This is a genomic window from Herbiconiux aconitum, assembly GCF_024979235.1.
Classification (GTDB): Bacteria; Actinomycetota; Actinomycetes; order Actinomycetales; family Microbacteriaceae; genus Herbiconiux; species Herbiconiux aconitum.
The window spans coordinates 1,218,528-1,238,908 of sequence record NZ_JANLCM010000001.1 but is presented as its reverse complement, the minus strand read 5'-3'; the positions used below and the strand labels follow the sequence as shown (position 1 = coordinate 1,238,908).

Sequence of the window (20,381 nt, the reverse complement as noted above, 5' to 3'; positions counted from 1 at the left end):
CGCTGGTGACCCTCGGCGAGACCATGGGACTGTTCCGCGCCTCGCACAGCGGCCTCGGCGAACTCGTCGACCAGTACCACTTCGCGATGGGCGGCGCAGAGAGCAACGTCGCGATCGGCGTCGCGCGGCTCGGCGTCGGGGCAGCCTGGATCGGACGCGTCGGCGACGACGCAGCCGGCCGCAAGATCCTGAGGGAGTTGCGCGCCGAAGGTGTGCATACCCACGGGATCGTCGATCCGCTTGCCCACACCGGCCTGATGGTCAAAGAGGCACGCATTCCTGGGCACAGTGCGGTGACGTATGCGCGAGCAGGCAGTGCGGGGAGCCGCCTCGATGCCGACGACATCGACGCGAGCCTGCTTTCCGGCGCAGGTGTGCTGCACGTCACCGGCATCACTCCCGCGTTGTCCGACTCGGCAGAGAGAGCGGTGTTCCACGCGATCGGTCTAGCTGCCGATGCGGGCGTCCCGGTGTCGTTCGATGTCAACCACCGCAGTGCGCTGTGGCGGGGGCGGGACCCGAGGATCGTCTACCGGCGATTAGCTGAGCGATCCCAGATCGTCTTCGCTGGCGAGAGCGAAGCCGAACTCCTGGTCGGCCCCGGCAGCCCTGACGCTCTCGCCGAACGGATCTGCGAACTCGGACCCTCGACCGCGGTGATAAAGCTCGGCGCTGCCGGAAGCGTCACGCTCTCGGAGGGGCAGCGCGTGGCGTTTCCCGCCACACGGATCGACCCTGTCGACACCGTCGGGGCGGGCGATGCGTTCGTCGCCGGCTATCTGGCCGAGCTACTTCTCGGGGGCGACCTACTGGCCCGCCTCGGAACCGCCACCCGCGCAGGCGCGTTCGCATGCTTGGGGTTTGGCGACTGGGAGAGCTTCGTGCGGGCCGGCGAGCTGGACCTCCTGGACCAGGTCGACCCGGTCTCGCGCTGAGGGCGGCCGGACTCCGGAGCACGAGGTCCCGCACGGAAAGACCGAAATTCGGTCGGTCTAGGAGGAATCCGTCATCGTGCCGCGATCGCGGGCGGCTACGAGCATCCGTGCCAGAAGTCCGGGGTGGGCGAAGGGCGACATGTGCGACCAGTCGTCTCGAGTTATGCTGACGCCGTCGATCAAGCGATCGCGAAACGCCCTCATCGATCCTGGTGTCGCCACCCCGTCGAGGCCGCCTCCGATCAGCGTCACCGGCATGTGGAGCGACGAGACGCGCGATGCTGCGTCGTACACGGCAATCGCATCGAGTGCGCGCGACCAGTCCGGGTAGGACGCAGCGCTCACTTCCTCCAGCACGAGGCCGATCAACGCTTCCCCTCTTTCGCGGTCGCTGCGAGTGAACCACCGATCGACCGTGGCCTGTGCGCTCGGGGGTTGACCTACCCGGATGGCCTCGGCGACTGCCTTGAAGGCTGGAAACGGTGTGTCCCGGCTGCAGACGATGGTAAGAGAACGAACTCGTTCGGATGCGAGGAGGGCGAGCTCCACCGCGATTTGGCCGCCGAAGGAGTGCCCGACGACATCAATGTTGCCCCCTACCCGCTGAGCGATCGCTTCCGCGAGTTGCGCCTGAGGATCGGCACCGACAGGAATCGCCGTGCAGTCCGGCGCAATCGCCGGTTGAGGCCCGAGCGCGGGCACGATGGGCTCCCACACGGCATCGGTCAGCGGGACACCGTGAATCAGCACCCATGTGCGGTCCGTGCGGCTCATGCCTGGGCCGCGACACGCAGGAGTTTCGCCATCATCGTCGCATCGTAATACGCTACTTCTGCAAATTCATTTCCGTTCGACAGTCCGCACTTGTTTGAACAGCAAATCATTTACAAATGGCGAAGGACGAGATCACGTGACGTTTTGGTTCGGAGCCGACTACAACCCGGAGCAATGGCCGGAGGAGGTCTGGGCAGACGACATCCGACTCATGCGCGAGGCCGGAGTCACAGTGATGACGGTGGGGGTCTTCTCATGGGGCCTGCTGGAGAGATCGAACGGCAGTTTCGACTTCACGTGGCTCGACCGCATTCTGGATCTTCTCCATGACGGCGGTATCGGCGTCGACCTGGCGACGAGCACGGCGAGCCCGCCACAATGGCTAACCACCGAGCATCCGGAAGTCCTGCTGGTGGATGAATGGGGACACACCCTCTCCCCCGGCAGCCGGCAGCACTACAACCCGTCGTCGGCGACGTATCGTCGGTACGCTTGTCGACTCGTGGCGAAGCTCGCCGAGAGGTACGGATCGCATCCGGCCCTCGTGGCCTGGCACGTCGGTAACGAATACGGCAACGACAACCCACGCGACTACTCCGACGAGACCGCAGCTGCGTTCCGTGACTGGCTCGCCCGCAAATACGGGTCGATCGATGCGGTAAATAAGCGCTGGGGAACGGCGTTCTGGTCGCAGAACTACACGGGCTTCGACGAGATCCTGCCGCCGCGGGCAGCCCCGACCTTCCGCAACCCCTCTCAGTCGCTGGACTTCGACCGCTTCAGTTCCGACACCCTCCTGGACTGCTACCGGGCCGAAGCAGCGATCGTTCGCGCGGCCTCCCCCCATCTCCCGGTCACGACGAATTTCATGGGCCTGTTCAAGCCCGCCGACTACTGGGCCTGGGCGAAGGAGGTCGACTTCGTCAGCGACGACGCCTACCCCGACCCTGCGGTGATGGACTCGTGGAAGGATGCCGCGCTCCAACGCGACCTCATGCGGTCCCTCGGTGGAGGAAAACCGTGGATGCTGATGGAGCAGGCCACCAGCGCCGTCAACTGGCGTGCCCTCAACGCTCCTAAGCTCCCCGGGCAGATGCGCGCGCTGAGCTACCAGGCGGTCGCGCGCGGAGCCGACGGGATCCTGTATTTCCAGTGGCGTCAGGCCCGCCGCGGCGGAGAGAAGTTCCACTCCGGAATGGTTCCGCACGGAGGCACAGACTCCCGCATCTGGCGCGACGTCGTGCAGCTGGGCCGAGAGCTCCATCGGCTGCGCGACTTGGCGGGCACGCACACTGCTCCCGCCGGCGTCGCGATCATGGTCGACTGGGACTCGTGGTGGTCGATCGAACAGGATGCGACACCGGCGCGGATCGATTACAAGGCTGTTGTCTCGAGCTGGCACAGTGCGCTCCTCGACCTCGGGATCACCGTCGATTTCGCGGGGCGACACAGCGACCTGTCCGAATACGGCCTCGTCGTCGTGCCCGCCCTCTTCGTCACGGGCGGTGCGATGGAGGAAGCACTGACGGCGTATGCGGAGGCCGGCGGAACGCTGCTCGTCACCGCTCTCACCGGCACGACCGATGAGGATGCCGCCCTCACTCCTGGTGGGTATCTGGGCACCCTCGCCGCCACTCTCGGAGTTCGGATCGAGGAGTTCGCGCCGCATCCCTCCGAGGAGGCCGTGCGCCTGGTGGGCGAGATCGAAGCGGAGACGGTGCAGTGGGCGGAGGTGGTGCACGCCCACGACGCCCTCGTCGTCTCGCGGTTCGCCGGCGGTCTCGCTGACGGCGGTGCGGCCCTCACCCGCCGCAACGCTCGCGCCGGCATCGCGTGGTATCTGGCTGCCGACCTCACGCCCGACGGTACCCGAGCGCTCCTTCGGAGAGTGCTGGGCGAGACGGGCATCACCCCTGAGGTGGCGGGCCTGCCGGCCGACATCGAAGCAGTTCGCCGGGGCCGCTGGACGATCGTGGTCAGCCACCGACGCGAGCCCGTGACCGTGCCCGTCGCCGGCTTCGACGTGCTCTCGGGTGTCACCGTGCGAACGCCGGTCTTGGTGCCTTTCGGGGTGCTGGTGCTCGAACGCTGAGGGATGGCGCCCGACGCCGAATGCGGACGCCGGGCACCGCGACGCTCAGTTGCGCCAGAGCGTGACGTTGTCGAGCTGCAGCTGCGACCAGGTGACGCTGTCGACGGCCGCGCTGAGGGTCACAGTCCCTCCGCTGACCGTGAACGTCAGCGTCCTCTGGGCGAACGTCGGCTGCGGCGCCGTGAGGTCGATCGGAGCCGCCGTGGCGCCCGCACCGGTCACCGTAACCGAGGCGTGGTTCGCGGCGCCCTGGGTCTTGTAGTCGAACCCGAGGGTGTAGCTGCCTGCAGGAAGCGACACCGCCTGCGTGGCCGACCCGCTCGTGTTCGTGCCGCCGAGCACGAGTTGCTGCCTGGTGATCGGGTTCGAGGTGGCCTGAACGCCGGCGGTGCCCGACAGCGTCCAATACGGGTTCGCGCCCGACGCGTCATCGTAGCGACGCTGGTCGAAGCGGCCGTTGGCGATGTAGTTCCAGGCGAGGATTCCGGATGCCGCGTCGACGTCGACATCCGTCGCGCCATGCAACGTGGGCACGCCCGCCGAGTCGAACGTCACGGGATACCAGGCGTTGCGCCCGGTCCCGCTCGGCGCCTCATCGGTTCCGGTGTACCACTGCGAATAGCGGTCGCCGTTGTAGAGATACGACCTCACGACACCCTGCGCGTCGGTCACTGGGATGATCTGCTCGAACTGCGTGCCAAAGGAATCCGTGGGCGCGCTCGGATTGGCGGGCACGGGATAGTACGGCTCCTTGTTCACAGAGCTCCACGACGTGCCGAGGGTGGCGATGCTGGTTCCGCTGAGGTAGCTGGTCGGGGTGCCCGCCCACCAGTGCTGACCCGAGGCGAAGAGGTAATAGGTGGAGCCGACCTTCACCATGCCCGGCGCTTCGTGTCCGCCGATGGTCCGCGTGACGATCGGCTTGCCGACGTTCTGCCAGGTCGCATCGAGGGGCGCGACATTGATGTCGACGTTCCTCGTGGTGAGGCTGTCTCCGACGTAGACGAGGTAGGCGTTGCCGCCATCGACGAACACCGACCTGTCTCCGCTGGTGTAGGTGTTGGCGGTGGTCGTCCCGTCGGCGTTCCGGTGACTGACGAACTGCTTGCCCTGGTAGGTGTAGCTGCCGTCGATCGTGTCGCTCGTGAAGACGCCTTGGCCGTTGCCGAGGCTCACGACCGTCCCATCCGGCTTCCTGTACGTCTTGCCACCACCGACCTCGACCCAGATGACGTACTCGCCACCGGGCTTGTGGATGAGCTGCGGCCGACCGAGCCATTTCGAGCCGGTCACGGCGAGATCCGTCATGTCCGCCCCCGTGACGTGGGGAATGCTCGTCGGGTCATCGGACTGCGTGACGAGCGCTTTGACGAACGACCAGTTCTCCAGATCGGGCGAGCTGTAGAGGTTGATCGACTTGGGTGTGGGAACCGTGCCCACCTTGGGGTCCATCGAGGTGCCGACCCAGTACCAGACGCCGTTCTCCGTGAAGACGTTGCCGCCCTGCGCCTTGATCTCGTTTCCGGCCGCGTCCTTCCACACGGTGTCGTTGGCGATGTGGTCGGAGGGCGCTGCGGCGAGCGCGGGTGCTGCCGTCACAGCGAGGCCCAGAGCGACGACGACCGACGCCAGCACCGCGACCCCTCGTCGAATGGCACGTGAATGCATTACTGAACTCCTTCGTTCGTAAAAGCTGACTGTAAAAAGATTATCAAGTTAAGTCACAGTTTCGCCACGCACCTGCAAATAACTTGACACATTCAGCCATGCATGGAATTGTCTTCTCAGCAGCCGAGCTGCAGACCCGAGGATTCGACGAGGAAACGGATGACGACGATGTCGAGCACAGCAATCCGCACACGGACTCTCCGTGTGCGACGCCCGCGACGGAGGTGGATCGGGTGGGCCTTCTTCGCCCCGTTCCTGCTCGCGTTCGTATTCGTGACGGTCGCACCGCTGGCCTACACGCTCTACCTGAGCCTGTTCCAGGAGCGGATGCTGGGCGGCACCGCGTTCGTGGGCCTCGGCAACTACATCGAGCAGCTCACCAACCCCGTCTTCTGGGATGCGCTCGGTCGCGTGAGCATCTACCTCGTCATCTTCGTTCCGGTCATGCTCCTCCTGTCTCTCGCCGCGGCCCTGGCGATCGACAGCGCCCGACTCCACTTCCCGCGGCTGTTCCGGTTGGCGATCTTCCTCCCGTACGCCGTTCCCGGCGTCGTGGCAGCCCTTCTCTGGGGCTACATGTACGGCACCCAGTTCGGCCTCGTCGGCAACATCGGCGACCTGCTGGGCGTGACACTGCCCGACCCGCTCTCCAGCAACCTCGTGCTGCTGTCGATCGGCAACATCATGGTGTGGCTCACCATGGGCTACACCATGCTCGTCTTCTACTCCGCGCTGCGCGTGGTGCCGGCCGAGCTCTACGAGGCCGCCGAGCTCGACGGCGCCGGGGCCTTCCGCGTCATCCGCGCGATCAAGCTGCCCGCAATCCGCCCGGCCCTCGCCGTGACCCTCGTGTTCTCGGTCATCGGCGCCTTCCAGCTCTTCAACGAGCCCAACATCCTCCGCACGCTCGCACCGAACGTGATCACGAGCCACTTCACTCCGAACATGTATGCGTACAACCTGTCGTTCGCGGGCCAGCAGTACAACGCGTCGGCAGCGGTCGCCATCGCAATGGGGGTCATCACGATGGTGGTCGCCTACGTGATCCAGCGCGTCGCCAGCAGGAAGGCATGACCATGGCCACCGCCACGACAGAGAAGACCACCAGCGCCCGAGCGGTCGCCATGAAGAAGCAGGACGCCGCGAGCGCTCCGTTGCCGAAGAGTTCACGGCGACGCAACCCCATGGAGCGGCGGCCGTCGCGACTGCTCACAGCAGGGATGGTGCTGCTGCTGCTCTACAGCGTGCTTCCCCTGTTCTGGCTCGTGGTCAACTCCACCAAGACCCAGGGCGCCTTGTTCTCGAGCTTCGGGCTGTGGTTCTCCGGACCGTTCGCGCTCTTCGACAACATCCAGCAAGTGTTCACCTACGGCGACGGTGTCTTCGCCCGCTGGCTCGCCAACACCTTCCTCTACGTCGTCGTGGGAGCGGGCGGCGCGACGTTCCTCGCGACCCTCGCCGGCTACGGCCTCGCGAAATTCGACTTCCCCGGCAAGAAAGGCGCGTTCGCCGTCGTCATCGCGGCAATCGCTGTGCCCGGCTCGGCGCTGGCCGTTCCCACCTTCCTGCTGTTCAGCCAGCTGGGACTGACCAACACACCCTGGTCGGTCATGATCCCCTCCCTCGTGACACCGTTCGGACTGTTCCTCATGTGGAGTTACGCGCGGGAGTCGATCCCCGATGAACTCGTCGAGGCAGCCCGCATGGACGGCGCGGGAGAATTCCGCACCTTCTTCACGATCTCCTTGCGCCTGCTCGCCCCGGGCATCGTCTCGGTGCTGCTGCTCGAGATCGTGGGCACCTGGAACAACTACTTCCTGCCCCTGATCATGCTGAGCGACCCGCAGTGGTATCCGCTGACGGTCGGTCTGAACCAGTGGAGCGAGCAGGCCAACACCGCCGGTGGCGAAGCCGTGTTCAACCTCGTCATCACCGGCTCGCTCATCACCATCGTGCCGATCATCGTCGCGTTCCTCTTCCTCCAGCGGTTCTGGCAATCGGGCCTGGCCGCCGGAAGCGTCAAGCAGTAATCCCTCCTCCACCACCAGAAAGGGACCACCCGAATGAAGAAACACAGCCGCTGGCGGCTCGGCGCGAAGAGAGTGGCCGTCACCGCCGTGACGGGCCTCGCCGTCAGCGCCCTCCTTGCCGGATGCGCCACCTCGTCGCCGGCCTCGCCGACCTCAGCTCCGGCATTCAGCCAGTCCGATATCGACAAGGCGCTCGACCAGGAAACGACGATCACGATCTGGACCTGGGCGACGACGCTCACCGGCATCGTCGAGGCGTTCGAGAAGGAGCATCCGAAGATCACGGTGAACGTCGTGAACGTCGGCACCGGCGCCGCGCACTACACGAAGCTCGAGAACGCCCTGAAGGCTGGATCGGGTGCTCCTGATCTCGCGACCGTCGAGTACAGCGTGCTCCCGCAGTTCGCTCTCGGCGGCGATCTCGTCGACCTGAACACATTCGGCTACGGGGATCTCGAAGACGAGTTCACCCCGTCGGTCTGGAATTCGACCAACGTCAACGGCGGGCTCTACGAGCTGCCGCACAACGCCGGCCCGATGGCCTTGTTCTACAACAAGACCGTCTTCGACCAGTTCGGTATCGACGTGCCCACCACGTGGGCGGAGTACGCCGACGCGGCGAAGAAGATCCATGCCGCCGACCCGACGGTCTACCTCGCGGCCGACAACGGCGACGCCGGATTCACCACCAGCATGCTCTGGGCGGCGGGCTCCAAGCCCTTCCAGACCACCGGCACCGAAGACGTGACCATCGACATGTCCGACGAGGGCGCCCAGAAGTTCACCGACTTCTACAGCCCCCTCATCGAGGACGGCCTACTCGCACCGCTCGCGGGCTTCAGCAACGAGTGGTACCAGGGACTCGCCAACGGCAAGATCGCCACCCTCGCCACGGGCGCCTGGATGGCCGGCAGCCTCAAGTCCGGCGTGCCCACGGGCGCCGGCCAGTGGCGGGTCGCCCCGCTCCCTGTGTACGAGAAGGGCGACACGGCGAGCGCCATGAACGGCGGTGGCGGCTACGCCATGCTCAACCAGGGCTCCGAGCAGAACCAGCTCGTCTCGGCTGCCTTCCTGAAGTACATGGAAGCCGGCCCGGGCGTGCAGCTCTCGATCGATGCCGGCCAGTTCCCGGCCACGACCGCCGACCTCCAGTCCGACGCCTTCCTGAACAAGACCAACGACTACTTCGGTGGCCAGGAGATCAACAAGGTCTTCGCCCAATCGGCGGCGGATGTGGTTCCCGGCTGGCAGTACCTGCCCTACCAGTCCTACGCCAACTCGGTGTTCGGCGACACCGCCGGGCAGGCGTACATCGGCAAGACCACACTCGCCGACGGTCTGACGGCCTGGGGAGACCAGCTCGTCACCTTCGGGAACCAGCAGGGGTTCACGGTCAAGTAATCCGACGGGAAGGTGTGGTCGGCGGTCGCGTGAGCGGGCGTCGGCCACCCTTCCCGTTAAGGTCGAAGATGCGGGAGTTCGCGGACGAAGGGCCCACCTCATGAACACAGCAGCAGACCCCAGCCCCCTCCAGCTGGTGCGCGACGCACTGCCCAACCTGACGGGCGGGCGGCGTCGGGTCGCCGAACTGATCCTCGCCGATCCACTCGAAGCGGGCCGCAACTCCATCACCTGGCTCGCCGAGCAGTCCGGCACCCAGGCCGCGACGGTCACGCGCCTCTCGACGGCGCTCGGCTACAGCGGCTTCCCGGCACTCCGCGCCGCCGTCGCCAACGAGAGCGGCCGCGAATCGCAGGCCGGCTGGGAAAGTGACATCGGCCCCGACCTCACCCCCCACGACTCACCGGAACAGGTGATGAACGTGCTCGCCGGTCACGAATTCCGCGCCCTCCGGAACGCGATGGCCAACGTCGACCTGAGCCTGCTCGCCAAGGCCGCCGACACCATCGCGACCGCGAAACGCGTCGAGATCTTCGGCGAGTGGGGTGACCGGCCGCCGGCCGAAGAGCTGGCGATGCGCCTCCTGCGCATCGGCGTGCCGGTCTGGAGCCGGGAGGGCTCCTACAGCACCCGGCTCGCGGCCTCCCTGCTCCACAAAGGAGATGTCGCGCTCGCTGTGGTGCGCTCCGGGGAGAGCGAGGTCGCGGCGGCCTTCCTCACGGAGGCTGCAGCTCACCACGCGACCACCGTCATCATCACGGGCGTGCCCAACGGCCCGCTCTCCGCGGTGGCGGACATCGTGCTGTTCACCGGCACCGGTGGCGGGCGCACCTGGACGGAGTACTTCGCCGGTCGCGCCAGCGACGACTTCCTCGCGGGCGTGCTCTGGATGCTGGTCGCTCAGCGACTGAACGCATCCTTCGAGATGCCCATCTGATTCGTCCGGAGGGCCGGAGTCACTCGAAGACGCGGACGGCGACGATCGTGGCGTAGTCGGAACCGTTGGTCGCCTCGACGACCACCCGGAGCGCATCCGTCTCGACCGTCCGGCCCAGGTGGTGCACGCGCAGGCGACGGCGGTTGCCCGACTCCTGAACCACTGGTTCCCAGCGCCCATCGGCGCACACCTCGATCCGGTAGTCACGCACCAGCTCGGGGATCACGGCGAACGGCGTGCGGTGGTGGTGCAGGTTGATCAGGTCTTCGTCGACGTCGTCGTTGAACACCAGCTCGACCCGGCCGATCCCGACGCGGGCGGACCAGTCGAGCTCGACGTGCTCCGACGCGCCGGCGACCATTGCGCGGGACGACCAGAGCTGGGGGCCGCCGTACGGGCGAGCCAGACCCCCGCGAACGTTGGCGGCGGAGTAAGCGCCCGTCGTTCCCTCCACCTCGATCACGGGGGTGTGGCGTCGCAGTTCGGCAGCCGACCAGGCGTTCGACTGCGGACGGTGCAGGTCTTGCGCCGGTGTGCGGCTGAGCAAAGCCAGCACGCCGTAGGGGCCGGGCCGAGGCTCGATGACGACAGCCAGCCCCTCGGCTCGGCGCACGAGAACGACGGCATCCTCGGGCATGGCGGGGCGGTACCCGAATTCGGCCTCGATCCACGACCGCCCGGCCGGCACCGTTCGCTCCACGCGCTCGACGAGCTCGACCGGGATGTGGTTCTCCCCACCGCCGGTGCGCCACAGCTCCATCGTCGCCACCACGGGCTGATCGGCTTCGACCAGCACGCGCACCCGGCCGAGCTCCGGGTCGACCGGCAGCTGAATGCCCAGGTCGTGACCGGAGAGCGGATACGCGAACGCGCGATCGGACGCCGCGACGGCGATCCGGTCGAGGGTGCCCGAGGCGGAGACCTCGGCTCGGAGGGCTAAGTCGTCGGCGGAGGTCCAGGGCACGCCGAGAAGACTCGCATCACCCCGGAGCAGGGTCTGCTGCAGCTCGTCGATGCGGCTCTCGCCGACCGCGCGCGGAGTGATGCCGTGGCGGGCGGCCAGAGCGGCGCCCGCTCCGGCGGCTTCGCCGGTGACGGCGCAGGTCGCCATCACTCGCGTGGTTCCGAACGCGACATGACTCGCGGAGATGTCGCGCCCGGCCATCAACATGTTGGTCACGTTCTTCGAATAGAGCGACCGGAACGGGATGTGGTAGACCCCGGCGGTGAAGAGATGTTTCGATCCGTCGTCGGAGGAGTACATGCCCCCGGGCGGGTGCAGGTCGATCGACCAACCGCCGAAGCCGATCGAGTCGGCGAAACGGGTCTGCTGCATGATGTCGTTCTGGGTGAGCACGTAGTCCCCGACGAAGCGGCGGTACTCGCGCTTTCCCGGGATCGACCCGACCCACTCAAGAGTGAGGGTGTCGGCGTCGAATTCGCCGGAGTTCTTGATGTGGTCCCAGATGCCGTACACGACCGACCACAGCTCGTCGCGGATCGCTTCGTTGTCAGCGACCGCATCCAGTTCTCCGCCCCACTCGATCCACCAGTAGTCACAGCCGTTCGCGGCAGTGTCGATGCGCCGGTGCGCGGTGATGGATGTTGCGGAGACGTCTTTGGTCATCGAGGGGGCGATGAAAGGCACGGGCTCGCCGGTGTCCTTCGTGTAGAAGAGGATCGTGCTGCCGAGCATGTTGCCGTCGGGCACCTCAGGTGCCCACTCCTCGCCGTGCACCGATGCTGCTTCGCGCCCGGACGCGTACCAGGCGCCGGCGAGCTCACCGACCAAGCCGTCGCCGCTGGCATCGATGAACACCGGGCTGACGAAGGTGAGTCGGCGCTCTGATCCCTGTTGCCAACCGGCGACCGACTCGATCATCCGGGCCTCATCGGGTCCGTTCGCGTCGACCTCCGTGATGTCGGTGTTCAGGAACAGTGACACGTTGCTCTCGGCCCGAACCGCATCGAGCACCACTTGGTCCCAGTAGAACGGGTTGCCTTCGGGGTTACGAAACTGGTTCTCGACGAAGAGTTCACCCATCACCCCTGTTTCGCGGGCGTACTTCTGAGCGCCGTGCGCGGTCGCCCCGCACACCCACACCCGCACCTCGCTGCTGGAGTTGCCGCCGAGCACCGGCCGGTTGTTGACGAGCGCGACCGATGCGCCCGTTCGAGCAGCTCTGACCGCCGCGGCGACGCCCGCCAGACCTCCCCCGATCACCGTGACATCTGATCGGATGGTCTGCTCCTGCATCGCTGCGACTCCTTCGGCGCGGTCGTTCGCCGCTGCAAAAGAATAACATGCAGGGCTCGGTTATCGACGCGTATAGGCAAATAGTTTGCAAGACTGACCGCATTCGAGCCGCGAAGGAAATGGGCCTGAACGCCGCACGCCATTGTGCGGCCCGGGCCCCTTCACCTGCGCAGAATGGGACAACGGCGGACCTCCGGAAGGTTGACTCGAGAATGCGGGACGATCGAAGTCTGCGCGACGTGTCTTCCGACCCCTTCGACGACGACCTCGATGAAGTGGCGATCCGCCTTGATCACGTCCAGTCAGGAACGAATGTGGTCTGAGTATGTCCGGGAACGAAAAAGACCCCCGTCGATCCTTGGAATTCAGAGATCTTCGAGGGCCTCGCTGTGCGGAGACGGTGGGATTTGAACCCACGGAACCCAATAAAGGGTTCTCCACCTTAGCAGGGTGGTGCACTAGGCCGAACTATGCGACGTCTCCTTGGCTTTCGCCTCCGCCATCATAGCTGACGACGAACGCGGCCACCGCATCCACCGCCGTCGCCAGGTGCTGCTCGTGCGTGTGACCCGAGATCTTCACGCGGGGCTTGAATTCGTGTTCGCCGTCTTCGAGCCAGTGGATGCGGATGGCGGGCGACAGCGCATACGACGAGACCTCCGCGCGCGTGCCGAACGGATCGCGTGTTCCCTGGCAGATCAGGGTCGGCACGCGCAGCGCGGAGAGGTGCTCGGTGCGCAGTCGCTCGGGGCGGCCCGGCGGATGGAACGGGTAACCGAGGCACACCAGCGCCGACACCGACCCCGCCGCATGCAGCTCGTCGGCCACCATGCTCGCCACGCGTCCACCGAACGACTTGCCGCCGATGGCCACGGGCGCCCCGGCGAGCGACACCACCGCCTCGACCGCCGAACGGTACTCATCGAGCACGAGGTCGGCCCGCGGCGCCGGCTTGCGCGTTCCGGTTCGCCGCGCAGCCATATACGCGAACTCGAATCGGGCGGTGCGGATGCCGCGTTCAGCCAGTAGCTCGCAGAAGCGGTTCATCCACGCCGAGTCCATCGCCGCGCCCGCCCCGGGCGCGAGCACGAGCACCGGGCCGCCTTCGGGACCGGTCCACAGCAGTTCGGTGCTCACCCCTCCACGGTACCCAACCCACCGGCCTCGACCACAACGGCCCACCCGGGTTCAGGGAAGGGGAGGGCGGGCGGGCGACCTCAGTCGTTTCCGACGGAGCAGGTGTAGTCGGCCGCGGTCTGACCCTTCACGTTCGACGGGAGCACCGTCGATCCGTCGGCGTTCACCGAACCGGGCTCGGGCGTGGTCGGCTCGACCGGAGCATCCGGGTCTACCGGCGCATCCGGGTCCACCGGAACGGACGGGTCCACCGGAACCGCGGGATCGACCGGCGCCGTGGTGGCACCCGGCTGCACCGGCGCGTTCGGGTCGAGCACCGACGCGATGCCGCCCGGCGCCTCCACGGCCACCGGCTGATCGGCCTGGATGGCGGCGAAGAGAACCGCTGCCGAATCGGTGTCGGGCGCCACCTTGCCCACGGGCACCCAGTCGGCCGAGAAGCTCGGGTAGGCGACGAAGGTGACCTTCGAGAGATCCATGTCCTTCAGCGAAAGCGCGATCGACACCATGGTGTCGGGCGAGGCCAGCCGATCCGACAGCGTCATGTTGCTCGCCGCCGCCTTCGCGAGGCCGTAGAGCTTGCCGAAGTCGTTGAGGGTCGAATCGGACTTGATGGTGCGCACGAGCGACGACAAGAACACCTGCTGCGACGAGATGCGGCCGAGGTCGCTGCCGTCGCCGACGCCGTGCCGGGTGCGCAGGAAGCCGAGCGCATCCGCTCCGCTCAGGTTCGACGTGCCCGGCTCGAGGTAGACGCCGGTGAAGGGGTCGTCGATCAGCTCCGAGACACACACCGGAACACCGCCCACCGCGTTCGACATCTCGATCACGCCGTTGAACTGGATCTCCGCCGCGAACGGGATGCTCAGCCCCGACAGACTCTCGACCGTCAGCACCGTGCACGCGAGGCCGCCCTGCGAGAGCGACTCGTTGATCGGCGCGGTGTAGCCGCCACCCTCGGGACAATCGGGGATGTCGACCACGAGGTCACGCGGAAAGCTCACCACGGTCGCGTTCGTGTGATCCTGCGAGATGTGCAGCAGCATCGTGACGTCGTTGAGCTCGCCGCCCTCGTCTTCGCCGTAGGCGTCGCCCTGTCCGGTGCGGCTGTCGCTGCCGACCAGCAGCAGGTTCACTCCGCCGTCGATCGCCGAGATCTCGGGCGGGGGCGCAGCTCCGGGGGTGCTCGCGGTGTCATCGGAGACGAGCGACACGGTCGTGATCGAACTGGTCACATCCCAGGCGGCGTACGCCGCGAGCGAGACACCGCTGACGCCGAGAACGGCGACCGACGCCACCAGGAACGTGCCGACCGCCCACAACGGATGCGACGACTTCTGCCGGCCGTGTCGAGCGACCGGCGTCGTGGCACGCGTCTTTCGGCTAATAGTCGTTCCCCTTCGAGCAGGTGTATTCCGCTGCAGTTTGCCCTGTGATCGATTGTGGCAGGGCGGTGGGGGTCTTCGCGACATCCGGCGCCGGTGTCGCCGTGCCGTCGGCGGCCGCGCCGTCATCCGGTGCTGTCGTGGGGGCGCTGGAGGGCAGAGCCGTCGTGGGCGCATTCGGGTCGACGACCGCGCCCACCCCGGTGTTCGCCGGATCGGCGGTGGTGACCGGCTGATCCGCCGCGATCGCCGAGAACAGCACTGCCGCGTCATCGTAGAGAGGCTCCACCTTGCCGGCATAGACACCATCGCCGCCGGTGCTTCCGGGATACGCCACGAAGGTCACCCGGCTGAGATCGATGTCTTTCAGCGCCAACGCGATCGAGACCAGCGTGTCGGGCGAGGCCAGGCTCTGCGAGAGCACCATGTTGCTGGAGGCTGCGCGGGCGATGCCATAGAGCTTGCTGAAGTCGCCGAGCGTCTCGCTCGACTTCATCGTGCGCACGAGAGAGGAGAGGAACACCTGCTGCGACGAGATGCGGCCGAGGTCGCTGCCGTCGCCGACGCCGTGCCGGGTGCGCAGGAAGCCGAGCGCATCCGCTCCCTGCAGCATGTGGGTTCCGGAGTCGAGCACCACGCCGGTGTATTCGTCGTCGATGGGGTCGACCACGCACACGGGCACGCCGCCCACCGCATTCGACATCTCGATCACGCCGTTGAACTGGATCTCCGCGGCGAACGGGATGCTCAGCCCGGTCAAGGCCTCGACCGTCAGCACCGTGCAGGGCAGGCCGCCGTAAGAGAGGGTGACGTTGATGGGCTGCGCGCTCATCGCATCGAAGCTGCCCCCCGCGGGGTCTGGGCACGAGGGCACCGGAACCACCATGTCGCGGGGAAAGCTCACGACGGTGGCGCTCGAATGGTCTTGGGCGATGTGCATGAGCATCGTCACGTCGTTGAGGTTGCCCTCGGTCTCCCCGTAGGCGTCGCCTTGGCCTTCGCGGCTGTCGCTTCCGACGAGCAAGAGGTTGACCCCTCCGTCGATGGCCGAGATCTGCGGCGGCGGCCCGGCGGTGTCACCGGCGAGCGCCACGGTCTGCACCTCGCTCGAGACGCTCCAGGTGGCGTAACCGGCGAACACTCCGCCGCTCACGAGCACGACGGCGAGCGCCACGGCGAGATATTGCGCGACCAGTGCGACGGGATGCGGGGTCTTCAAACGTCCGTGCCGGGCGATCGGATGGCGCGCGTGCGGATGCTTCATGGTGATGAGGCTGTCGGGGTAAGCGGACTGGCGGACCTTTCATGTTCCCGCATGAAACTGAGAGTCTCATCGGCACAGGTGTTGACGCCGTCGGAAAGGCGATCTACTATTCAACTAGATTGTTGATAAACGAGTAGGTTGATAATGATAGAACAGGACGGCGCCGACGACGAGCTCGATCGTGCGTTCATGGCCCTGGCCGACCCGGTGCGGCGACGGATGATCGCCCGCCTGAGCCGCGGGCCGGCCACGGTCAACGAACTCGCCGAGCCCTTCGCCATCACGGTGCAGGCGGTGTCGAAGCACATCCAGGTGCTCGAAGCCGCCGGACTCGTGACGCGGAGCCGCGACGCCCAACGCCGACCGGTGCACCTCGCACCCGCCGCCCTCGAACAGCTGACCAGCTGGATCGACGGCTACCGACTCGCCCACGAACACCGGTTCCGCAGTCTCGACGCCGTGCTGCAGACAGAGAAAGAGAAGGAGAAGAAATCATGACGAACCCCGTCACCATCACCGCCCCCGAGGGCGTTCCGTTCATCGAGATCGTTCGCGAGTTCGATGCGCCGGTCGCCGCCGTCTACAACGCCTATGCCGATCCGGCTCTGGTGAAGCAGTGGCTCGGGCCGAACGGCTACGACATGCAGCTCGAGGAGTACGAGCTGCGCGACGGCGGCCGCTACCGCTACGTGCACGTCGACCCGCAAGGCAACGAGTACGCCTTCAACGGGGTGTTCCACAAGGCGCGCACCGACGAACTGATCATCCAGACCTTCGAGTGGGAAGGGATGCCCGACTTCGTCTCGCTCGAGACCGCCCGCTTCGAAGACCTCGGCGACGGGCGCAGCCGCGTCACCGGCTGGAGCGTCTTTCCGAGTGTCGAGGCCCGCGACGGCATGGTCGAGAACGGCATGGAGACCGGTGTGGTGGAGGGCTACGAGCGCCTCGACGCGCTGCTCGCCTGAGCCGCCCGGCGCGATTTCGGGAGGAGCTGCGTGCATCGGAGCCCGTATGCGAGCTTCGTGTGCCGCTGCTCCTCCCGAAAACATGTCAGCGACGCCGCAGGCTCGCGTCGATGAGGGCCGGCGGCGCAGCGTTGTAGTTGTCGTCGGGGCTGACGTCGGTGCCGGGCGGCACGATCGCGTCGATGCGGTCGAGCGTCGCGGCGTCCAATCGCACCCCCACGCCCGTGAGCAAGCCGTCGAGCTGCTCCTGGGTGCGCGGTCCGATGATCACCGAGGTGATCGCCGGATGCGCGAGCACGAATCCGAGCGCCAACTGCGGCATTGTGAGCCCCGCGTCGGCGGCGACCGAACGCAGCTCGGCGAGCGCCGCCGTCTTCGCGGCTCCCCCCGGGGTGGTCGGGTCGTACATCGCGGGGCGGCTGCCGGCGCGGTGCCGCGACGCGACATCCGCGTGGCCGGAGAGCCAGCCGCCGTTCAGAGGGCTGTAGGTGAGCACGCCCATGTCGTGACGCTGGGCCGCAGGCAACACGGCCGCCTCGAGAGAGCGGGTGAAGATGGAGTACATCGGCTGCTCGCTCAAGAAGCGGTGCGTGCCGCGGCGTGCGGCCGCCCACTGGGCCTCGACGATCCGGTCGGCCGGGAAGGTCGACGAGCCGAAGGCGCGGATCTTTCCCGCGGTCACCAGATCGGAGAGCGCCGAGAGGGTCTCCTCGAGCGCCGTGTCGTAGTCGGGCCGGTGTAGCTGGTAGAGGTCGATGTAGTCGGTGCCGAGGCGGCGCAGGCTGTTCTCGACCGATTGCACGATCCACCGACGCGACGCCCCGCCGTGTCCGGGCACGGCATCGATGGGCAGCCCGAACTTGGTGGCGAGCACCACGTCGTCGCGCCGACCGCGGAGGGCCTTGCCCACGATCTCCTCCGACTCGCCCAGCGAGTAGACGTCGGCTGTGTCGATGAAGTCGATGCCCGCATCCAGGGCGCGGTGGATGATGCGGATCGAGTCGTCGTGGTCGGGATTGCCCATTTTCCCGAACATCATGGTGCCCAAAGCGAACTCGCTGACCGGGAAGCCGGTGTCGCCGAGGATTCTGTGTTGCATGTCTGTCATTCCTTTACCCGGCGCGTCTGCACCGCTCATCCAGGAAAACACCGAGCACCCCGTAGAGCGTAGACCGATCCTGTCGACCTCTTGCACGATCCTGCCGTAAGCAACCGGATCGTGTGATACACCGCCATCCACGTGCTTGACTGTGACCATGGCCGGAACAGCTGAACTGCGCGAACAGATCCTGCGGCACTCGCACGGCGGGGTGCGGCACGACGTGCTGCCCGGCGTGAGCATCGGCGTCTCCACCGTTCCCACCGAGCCGGCGTCGGTGATGTCGTACGCCTCGATGTCACTCATCGCCCAGGGCGCGAAGCGCACCGTGCTGAACGGCACGGCCTACGACTACCGCGCCGGCCAGTTCCTGGTGGCTTCACTCGATCTGCCGGTCACCGGTCGCGTGCTCGAAGCGAGTGCGGAGCAGCCCTTCGCAGTGGTCACGATCGCCCTCGAGCCGGCCCTCCTCGCAGCACTGTTGCTCGAGACCCCCGCTCCGGCCGCTCCGATCGTCACAGCCATGGCAGTGAGTGATGCCGAGCCCGCGCTGATCGACGCGGTGGTGCGGATGCTCGGCCTGCTCGACCGGCCGGCCGACATCCCAGTGCTCGCGGAGGCCTACCGCCGCGAGATCCTCTGGCGACTGCTCACGAGCGACCAGGGTGGCCTGGTGCGCCAGATCGGCGTGGCCGACGGCAGTCTCGCCCGGGTGTCACGGTCGGTGGGGTGGATACGCGAGCACTACGCCGAACCCCTCCGGGTCGAGAAGCTGGCGGGGATCGCGCGGATGAGCACGTCAGCCTTCCACCGGCACTTCCGGTCGGCGACATCCATGACCCCGATCCAATTCCAGAAGCAGATCCGCCTGCAGGAGGCGCGCACCCTGCTGCTCACCGACGGCGACGACATCGCGGGGGTCGGCTTCCGGGTCGGCTACGACAGCCCTTCCCAGTTCAGCCGCGAATACCGCCGCGCCTTCGGTGAACCGCCCGCGCGCGACGCCGTGCGACTGCGGGCGATCGCCCGGCCGCCCGTGATCTGAACGGAGTCGACAGACAGTGGCGGCGCCCCACGACCGGGGGAGGTCGGAGGGCGCCGCGCTTCATTCGGGGAGGCGGAGGTTAGTTCTCCTCTTCGTGCTCCCCGTCGTCGCCCCAGCAGCCGCCGTGATCGGCGTCGGTCAGCTGGTACAGGCTCAGCTTGCCGATCGGCTGGGGGTTTCCGGATTCGTCGGGCACGAAGGCATCCGTCGTCGCGTAGACCATTCCGTCACGCAACTCGATCGCCGCCGGCGACGACACCGGGAAGGTGGCGAACACCTCGTCGGAACGCGACGACAGGGCCGAGATCTGGCCGGTGCCCTCCGGTCCGCCGAACAGCTCGGCCACCAGCACCACGCCGGAATCCTTGTCGACCGCGATGCCGGTGGCGCCGCCGAAGCCGGTGGCGACGAGTTCCACCTCACCGTCGTGCGGGTTCACCTTGTAGACGCTGCCGCGGAGGCCGAGGCTCGGGTCTTCCGGTCCGCCCGGCAAGGTCGAGACGTAGAGCCAGCCGTCATTGCCGCGCTCGACATCCGTCGGCACCGGCTCGAAGGAGTAGCCGTGGCCCACGACGCAGTCCGGGAACGCGAACTGGGCGGCGAGCTCGGGAGTCACCGCGACGGGCTCACCCGGAGGCAGCACGGCGGCGGTCGAGATCTCCCCGTCGTAGTCGACGCGCAGGATGTCGTTGCCGCCGGCATCCGCGACGTAGATCGCGTTACGCAGGGCGAGCGAGGCGTACGGATGCGCGTCGACGATTCCCGTATACGTGGGCGGGCCGGCGGGGCCGGTCGGATCGATCAGGGCCGCGCAGGCCGGATCGAGGTCGGTGAAGCCGTACGTGTTCACCTGGTCGGGGTTGAACTCGGCCTCGTAGGCGCCGAGGTCGGCGAGGAGTTCGGGGGTTCCGCCCTCTTCGAGCGACATCAGGTTGGCCACGCCGGTGGGCTGGTCGTTCTGGCTGAAGTAGACGGTGCCGTGCCGCGACGACACCGCGCCGATCTCCTGCCCAGGAACGGATGCGGTGGCGAGCGACGAAACGACGCCGTCTTCGCTCACCCCGGTCAGCTCCCCGATGAAGTTCTGCGAGAGGTAGGCGTCGCCGCGCCTGTCGACGTCAAGACTCAAGGGCGAGACCAACCCCTCCGCGAGCGTCGCGACGGGATCGAGGCTCAGAGTCGGCGCCTCAGGCACGTCATGGTGCCAGCCGCCGCCATGGTGCCCGCCGGCATAGGCGGGGGCGGCAACTGCGACAGCTGCGATGGTAGCGGCGCACGCAGCGCCCAGAATGGTCCGTTTCTTCATTGATTCGGCTCCTTGTCACCGGGTCGATCGGGAATGACAAGGCGGGCAGATGCTGACGGATGCACGCGAGAAGGCAGGGCGGAGTT

General features: G+C 67.0%; 17 protein-coding genes and 1 tRNA gene. 9 read left to right on the top strand and 9 right to left on the bottom strand.

The window, feature by feature from the left end; translation table 11 throughout:
• Positions 1-5: 5 nt before the first annotated feature.
• A complete protein-coding gene (locus N1027_RS05670) occupies positions 6-935 on the top strand; it encodes a sugar kinase (protein WP_259506037.1) in 930 nt (309 codons plus the stop codon).
• A gap of 57 nt (positions 936-992) precedes the next feature.
• Here the strand turns inward: N1027_RS05670 and N1027_RS05665 are convergent, their stop codons facing one another.
• Complete coding sequence (locus N1027_RS05665) at positions 993-1,709, bottom strand: alpha/beta fold hydrolase (protein ID WP_259506035.1); 717 nt, start codon at positions 1,707-1,709, stop codon at positions 993-995.
• Positions 1,710-1,845: 136 nt separating this feature from the next.
• On the opposite strand from N1027_RS05665, the gene N1027_RS05660 reads away from it, so the two are divergent.
• A complete protein-coding gene (locus N1027_RS05660; RefSeq protein WP_259506033.1) occupies positions 1,846-3,801 on the top strand; it encodes a beta-galactosidase in 1,956 nt (651 codons plus the stop codon).
• Between the two features lie 45 nt (positions 3,802-3,846).
• Here the strand turns inward: N1027_RS05660 and N1027_RS05655 are convergent, their stop codons facing one another.
• Positions 3,847-5,469, bottom strand: a complete 1,623-nt coding sequence (locus N1027_RS05655; RefSeq protein WP_259506031.1) for a family 43 glycosylhydrolase — start codon at positions 5,467-5,469, stop codon at positions 3,847-3,849.
• A gap of 159 nt (positions 5,470-5,628) precedes the next feature.
• Between N1027_RS05655 and N1027_RS05650 the strand changes: the two genes are divergently transcribed.
• The 4 genes from N1027_RS05650 to N1027_RS05635 all read left to right on the top strand — a co-directional run bounded on the left by N1027_RS05650 (position 5,629) and on the right by N1027_RS05635 (position 9,837).
• Positions 5,629-6,543 carry a carbohydrate ABC transporter permease gene (locus tag N1027_RS05650; protein ID WP_259506026.1) on the top strand — a complete coding sequence of 305 codons (915 nt, stop codon included), beginning with the start codon at positions 5,629-5,631 and terminating at the stop codon, positions 6,541-6,543.
• A gap of 2 nt (positions 6,544-6,545) precedes the next feature.
• Positions 6,546-7,499, top strand: coding sequence for a carbohydrate ABC transporter permease (locus N1027_RS05645; RefSeq protein WP_372499714.1), 954 nt, complete (start codon positions 6,546-6,548; stop codon positions 7,497-7,499).
• Positions 7,500-7,532: 33 nt separating this feature from the next.
• Positions 7,533-8,900, top strand: coding sequence for an ABC transporter substrate-binding protein (locus N1027_RS05640; protein WP_259506020.1), 1,368 nt, complete (start codon positions 7,533-7,535; stop codon positions 8,898-8,900).
• 100 nt (positions 8,901-9,000) lie between these two features.
• The gene (locus N1027_RS05635) at positions 9,001-9,837 is read left to right on the top strand and encodes a MurR/RpiR family transcriptional regulator (protein WP_259506019.1); all 837 of its coding nucleotides are present in this window, start codon (positions 9,001-9,003) and stop codon (positions 9,835-9,837) included.
• A 19-nt stretch (positions 9,838-9,856) separates the two neighbouring features.
• Here the strand turns inward: N1027_RS05635 and N1027_RS05630 are convergent, their stop codons facing one another.
• From N1027_RS05630 to N1027_RS05610, 5 genes are all read right to left on the bottom strand, one after another.
• Positions 9,857-12,094 carry an FAD-dependent oxidoreductase gene (locus N1027_RS05630; protein ID WP_259506018.1) on the bottom strand — a complete coding sequence of 746 codons (2,238 nt, stop codon included), beginning with the start codon at positions 12,092-12,094 and terminating at the stop codon, positions 9,857-9,859.
• A gap of 392 nt (positions 12,095-12,486) precedes the next feature.
• A tRNA-Ser gene (locus N1027_RS05625) sits at positions 12,487-12,577 on the bottom strand.
• Positions 12,563-13,231, bottom strand: coding sequence for an alpha/beta family hydrolase (locus N1027_RS05620; protein ID WP_259506017.1), 669 nt, complete (start codon positions 13,229-13,231; stop codon positions 12,563-12,565). The genes N1027_RS05625 and N1027_RS05620 overlap by 15 nt, the downstream gene beginning before the upstream one ends.
• Before the next feature lie 80 nt (positions 13,232-13,311).
• On the bottom strand, positions 13,312-14,553 hold the full coding sequence (locus N1027_RS05615; protein ID WP_259506016.1) for an LCP family protein: 1,242 nt from the start codon (positions 14,551-14,553) through the stop codon (positions 13,312-13,314).
• Positions 14,554-14,614: 61 nt separating this feature from the next.
• Positions 14,615-15,880: an LCP family glycopolymer transferase gene (locus N1027_RS05610; protein ID WP_259506015.1), complete on the bottom strand. Its 1,266-nt coding sequence runs from the start codon at positions 15,878-15,880 to the stop codon at positions 14,615-14,617.
• A 144-nt stretch (positions 15,881-16,024) separates the two neighbouring features.
• On the opposite strand from N1027_RS05610, the gene N1027_RS05605 reads away from it, so the two are divergent.
• Positions 16,025-16,378: an ArsR/SmtB family transcription factor gene (locus N1027_RS05605; RefSeq protein ID WP_259506014.1), complete on the top strand. Its 354-nt coding sequence runs from the start codon at positions 16,025-16,027 to the stop codon at positions 16,376-16,378.
• Complete coding sequence (locus tag N1027_RS05600; protein WP_259506013.1) at positions 16,375-16,845, top strand: SRPBCC family protein; 471 nt, start codon at positions 16,375-16,377, stop codon at positions 16,843-16,845. Before N1027_RS05605 ends, N1027_RS05600 begins: the two co-directional genes overlap by 4 nt.
• An 85-nt stretch (positions 16,846-16,930) precedes the next feature.
• Here N1027_RS05600 and N1027_RS05595 read toward each other — a convergent pair whose 3' ends face one another.
• Complete coding sequence (locus tag N1027_RS05595; RefSeq protein ID WP_372499684.1) at positions 16,931-17,944, bottom strand: aldo/keto reductase; 1,014 nt, start codon at positions 17,942-17,944, stop codon at positions 16,931-16,933.
• A gap of 157 nt (positions 17,945-18,101) precedes the next feature.
• Here N1027_RS05595 and N1027_RS05590 point away from each other — a divergent pair, with 157 nt between their 5' ends.
• Positions 18,102-18,989: an AraC family transcriptional regulator gene (locus tag N1027_RS05590; RefSeq protein ID WP_259506010.1), complete on the top strand. Its 888-nt coding sequence runs from the start codon at positions 18,102-18,104 to the stop codon at positions 18,987-18,989.
• A 79-nt stretch (positions 18,990-19,068) separates the two neighbouring features.
• Here N1027_RS05590 and N1027_RS05585 read toward each other — a convergent pair whose 3' ends face one another.
• Entirely contained in the window at positions 19,069-20,295 is a 1,227-nt protein-coding gene (locus N1027_RS05585) for a ScyD/ScyE family protein (RefSeq protein WP_259506009.1), read from the bottom strand.
• Between the last annotated feature and the right edge of the window lie 86 nt (positions 20,296-20,381).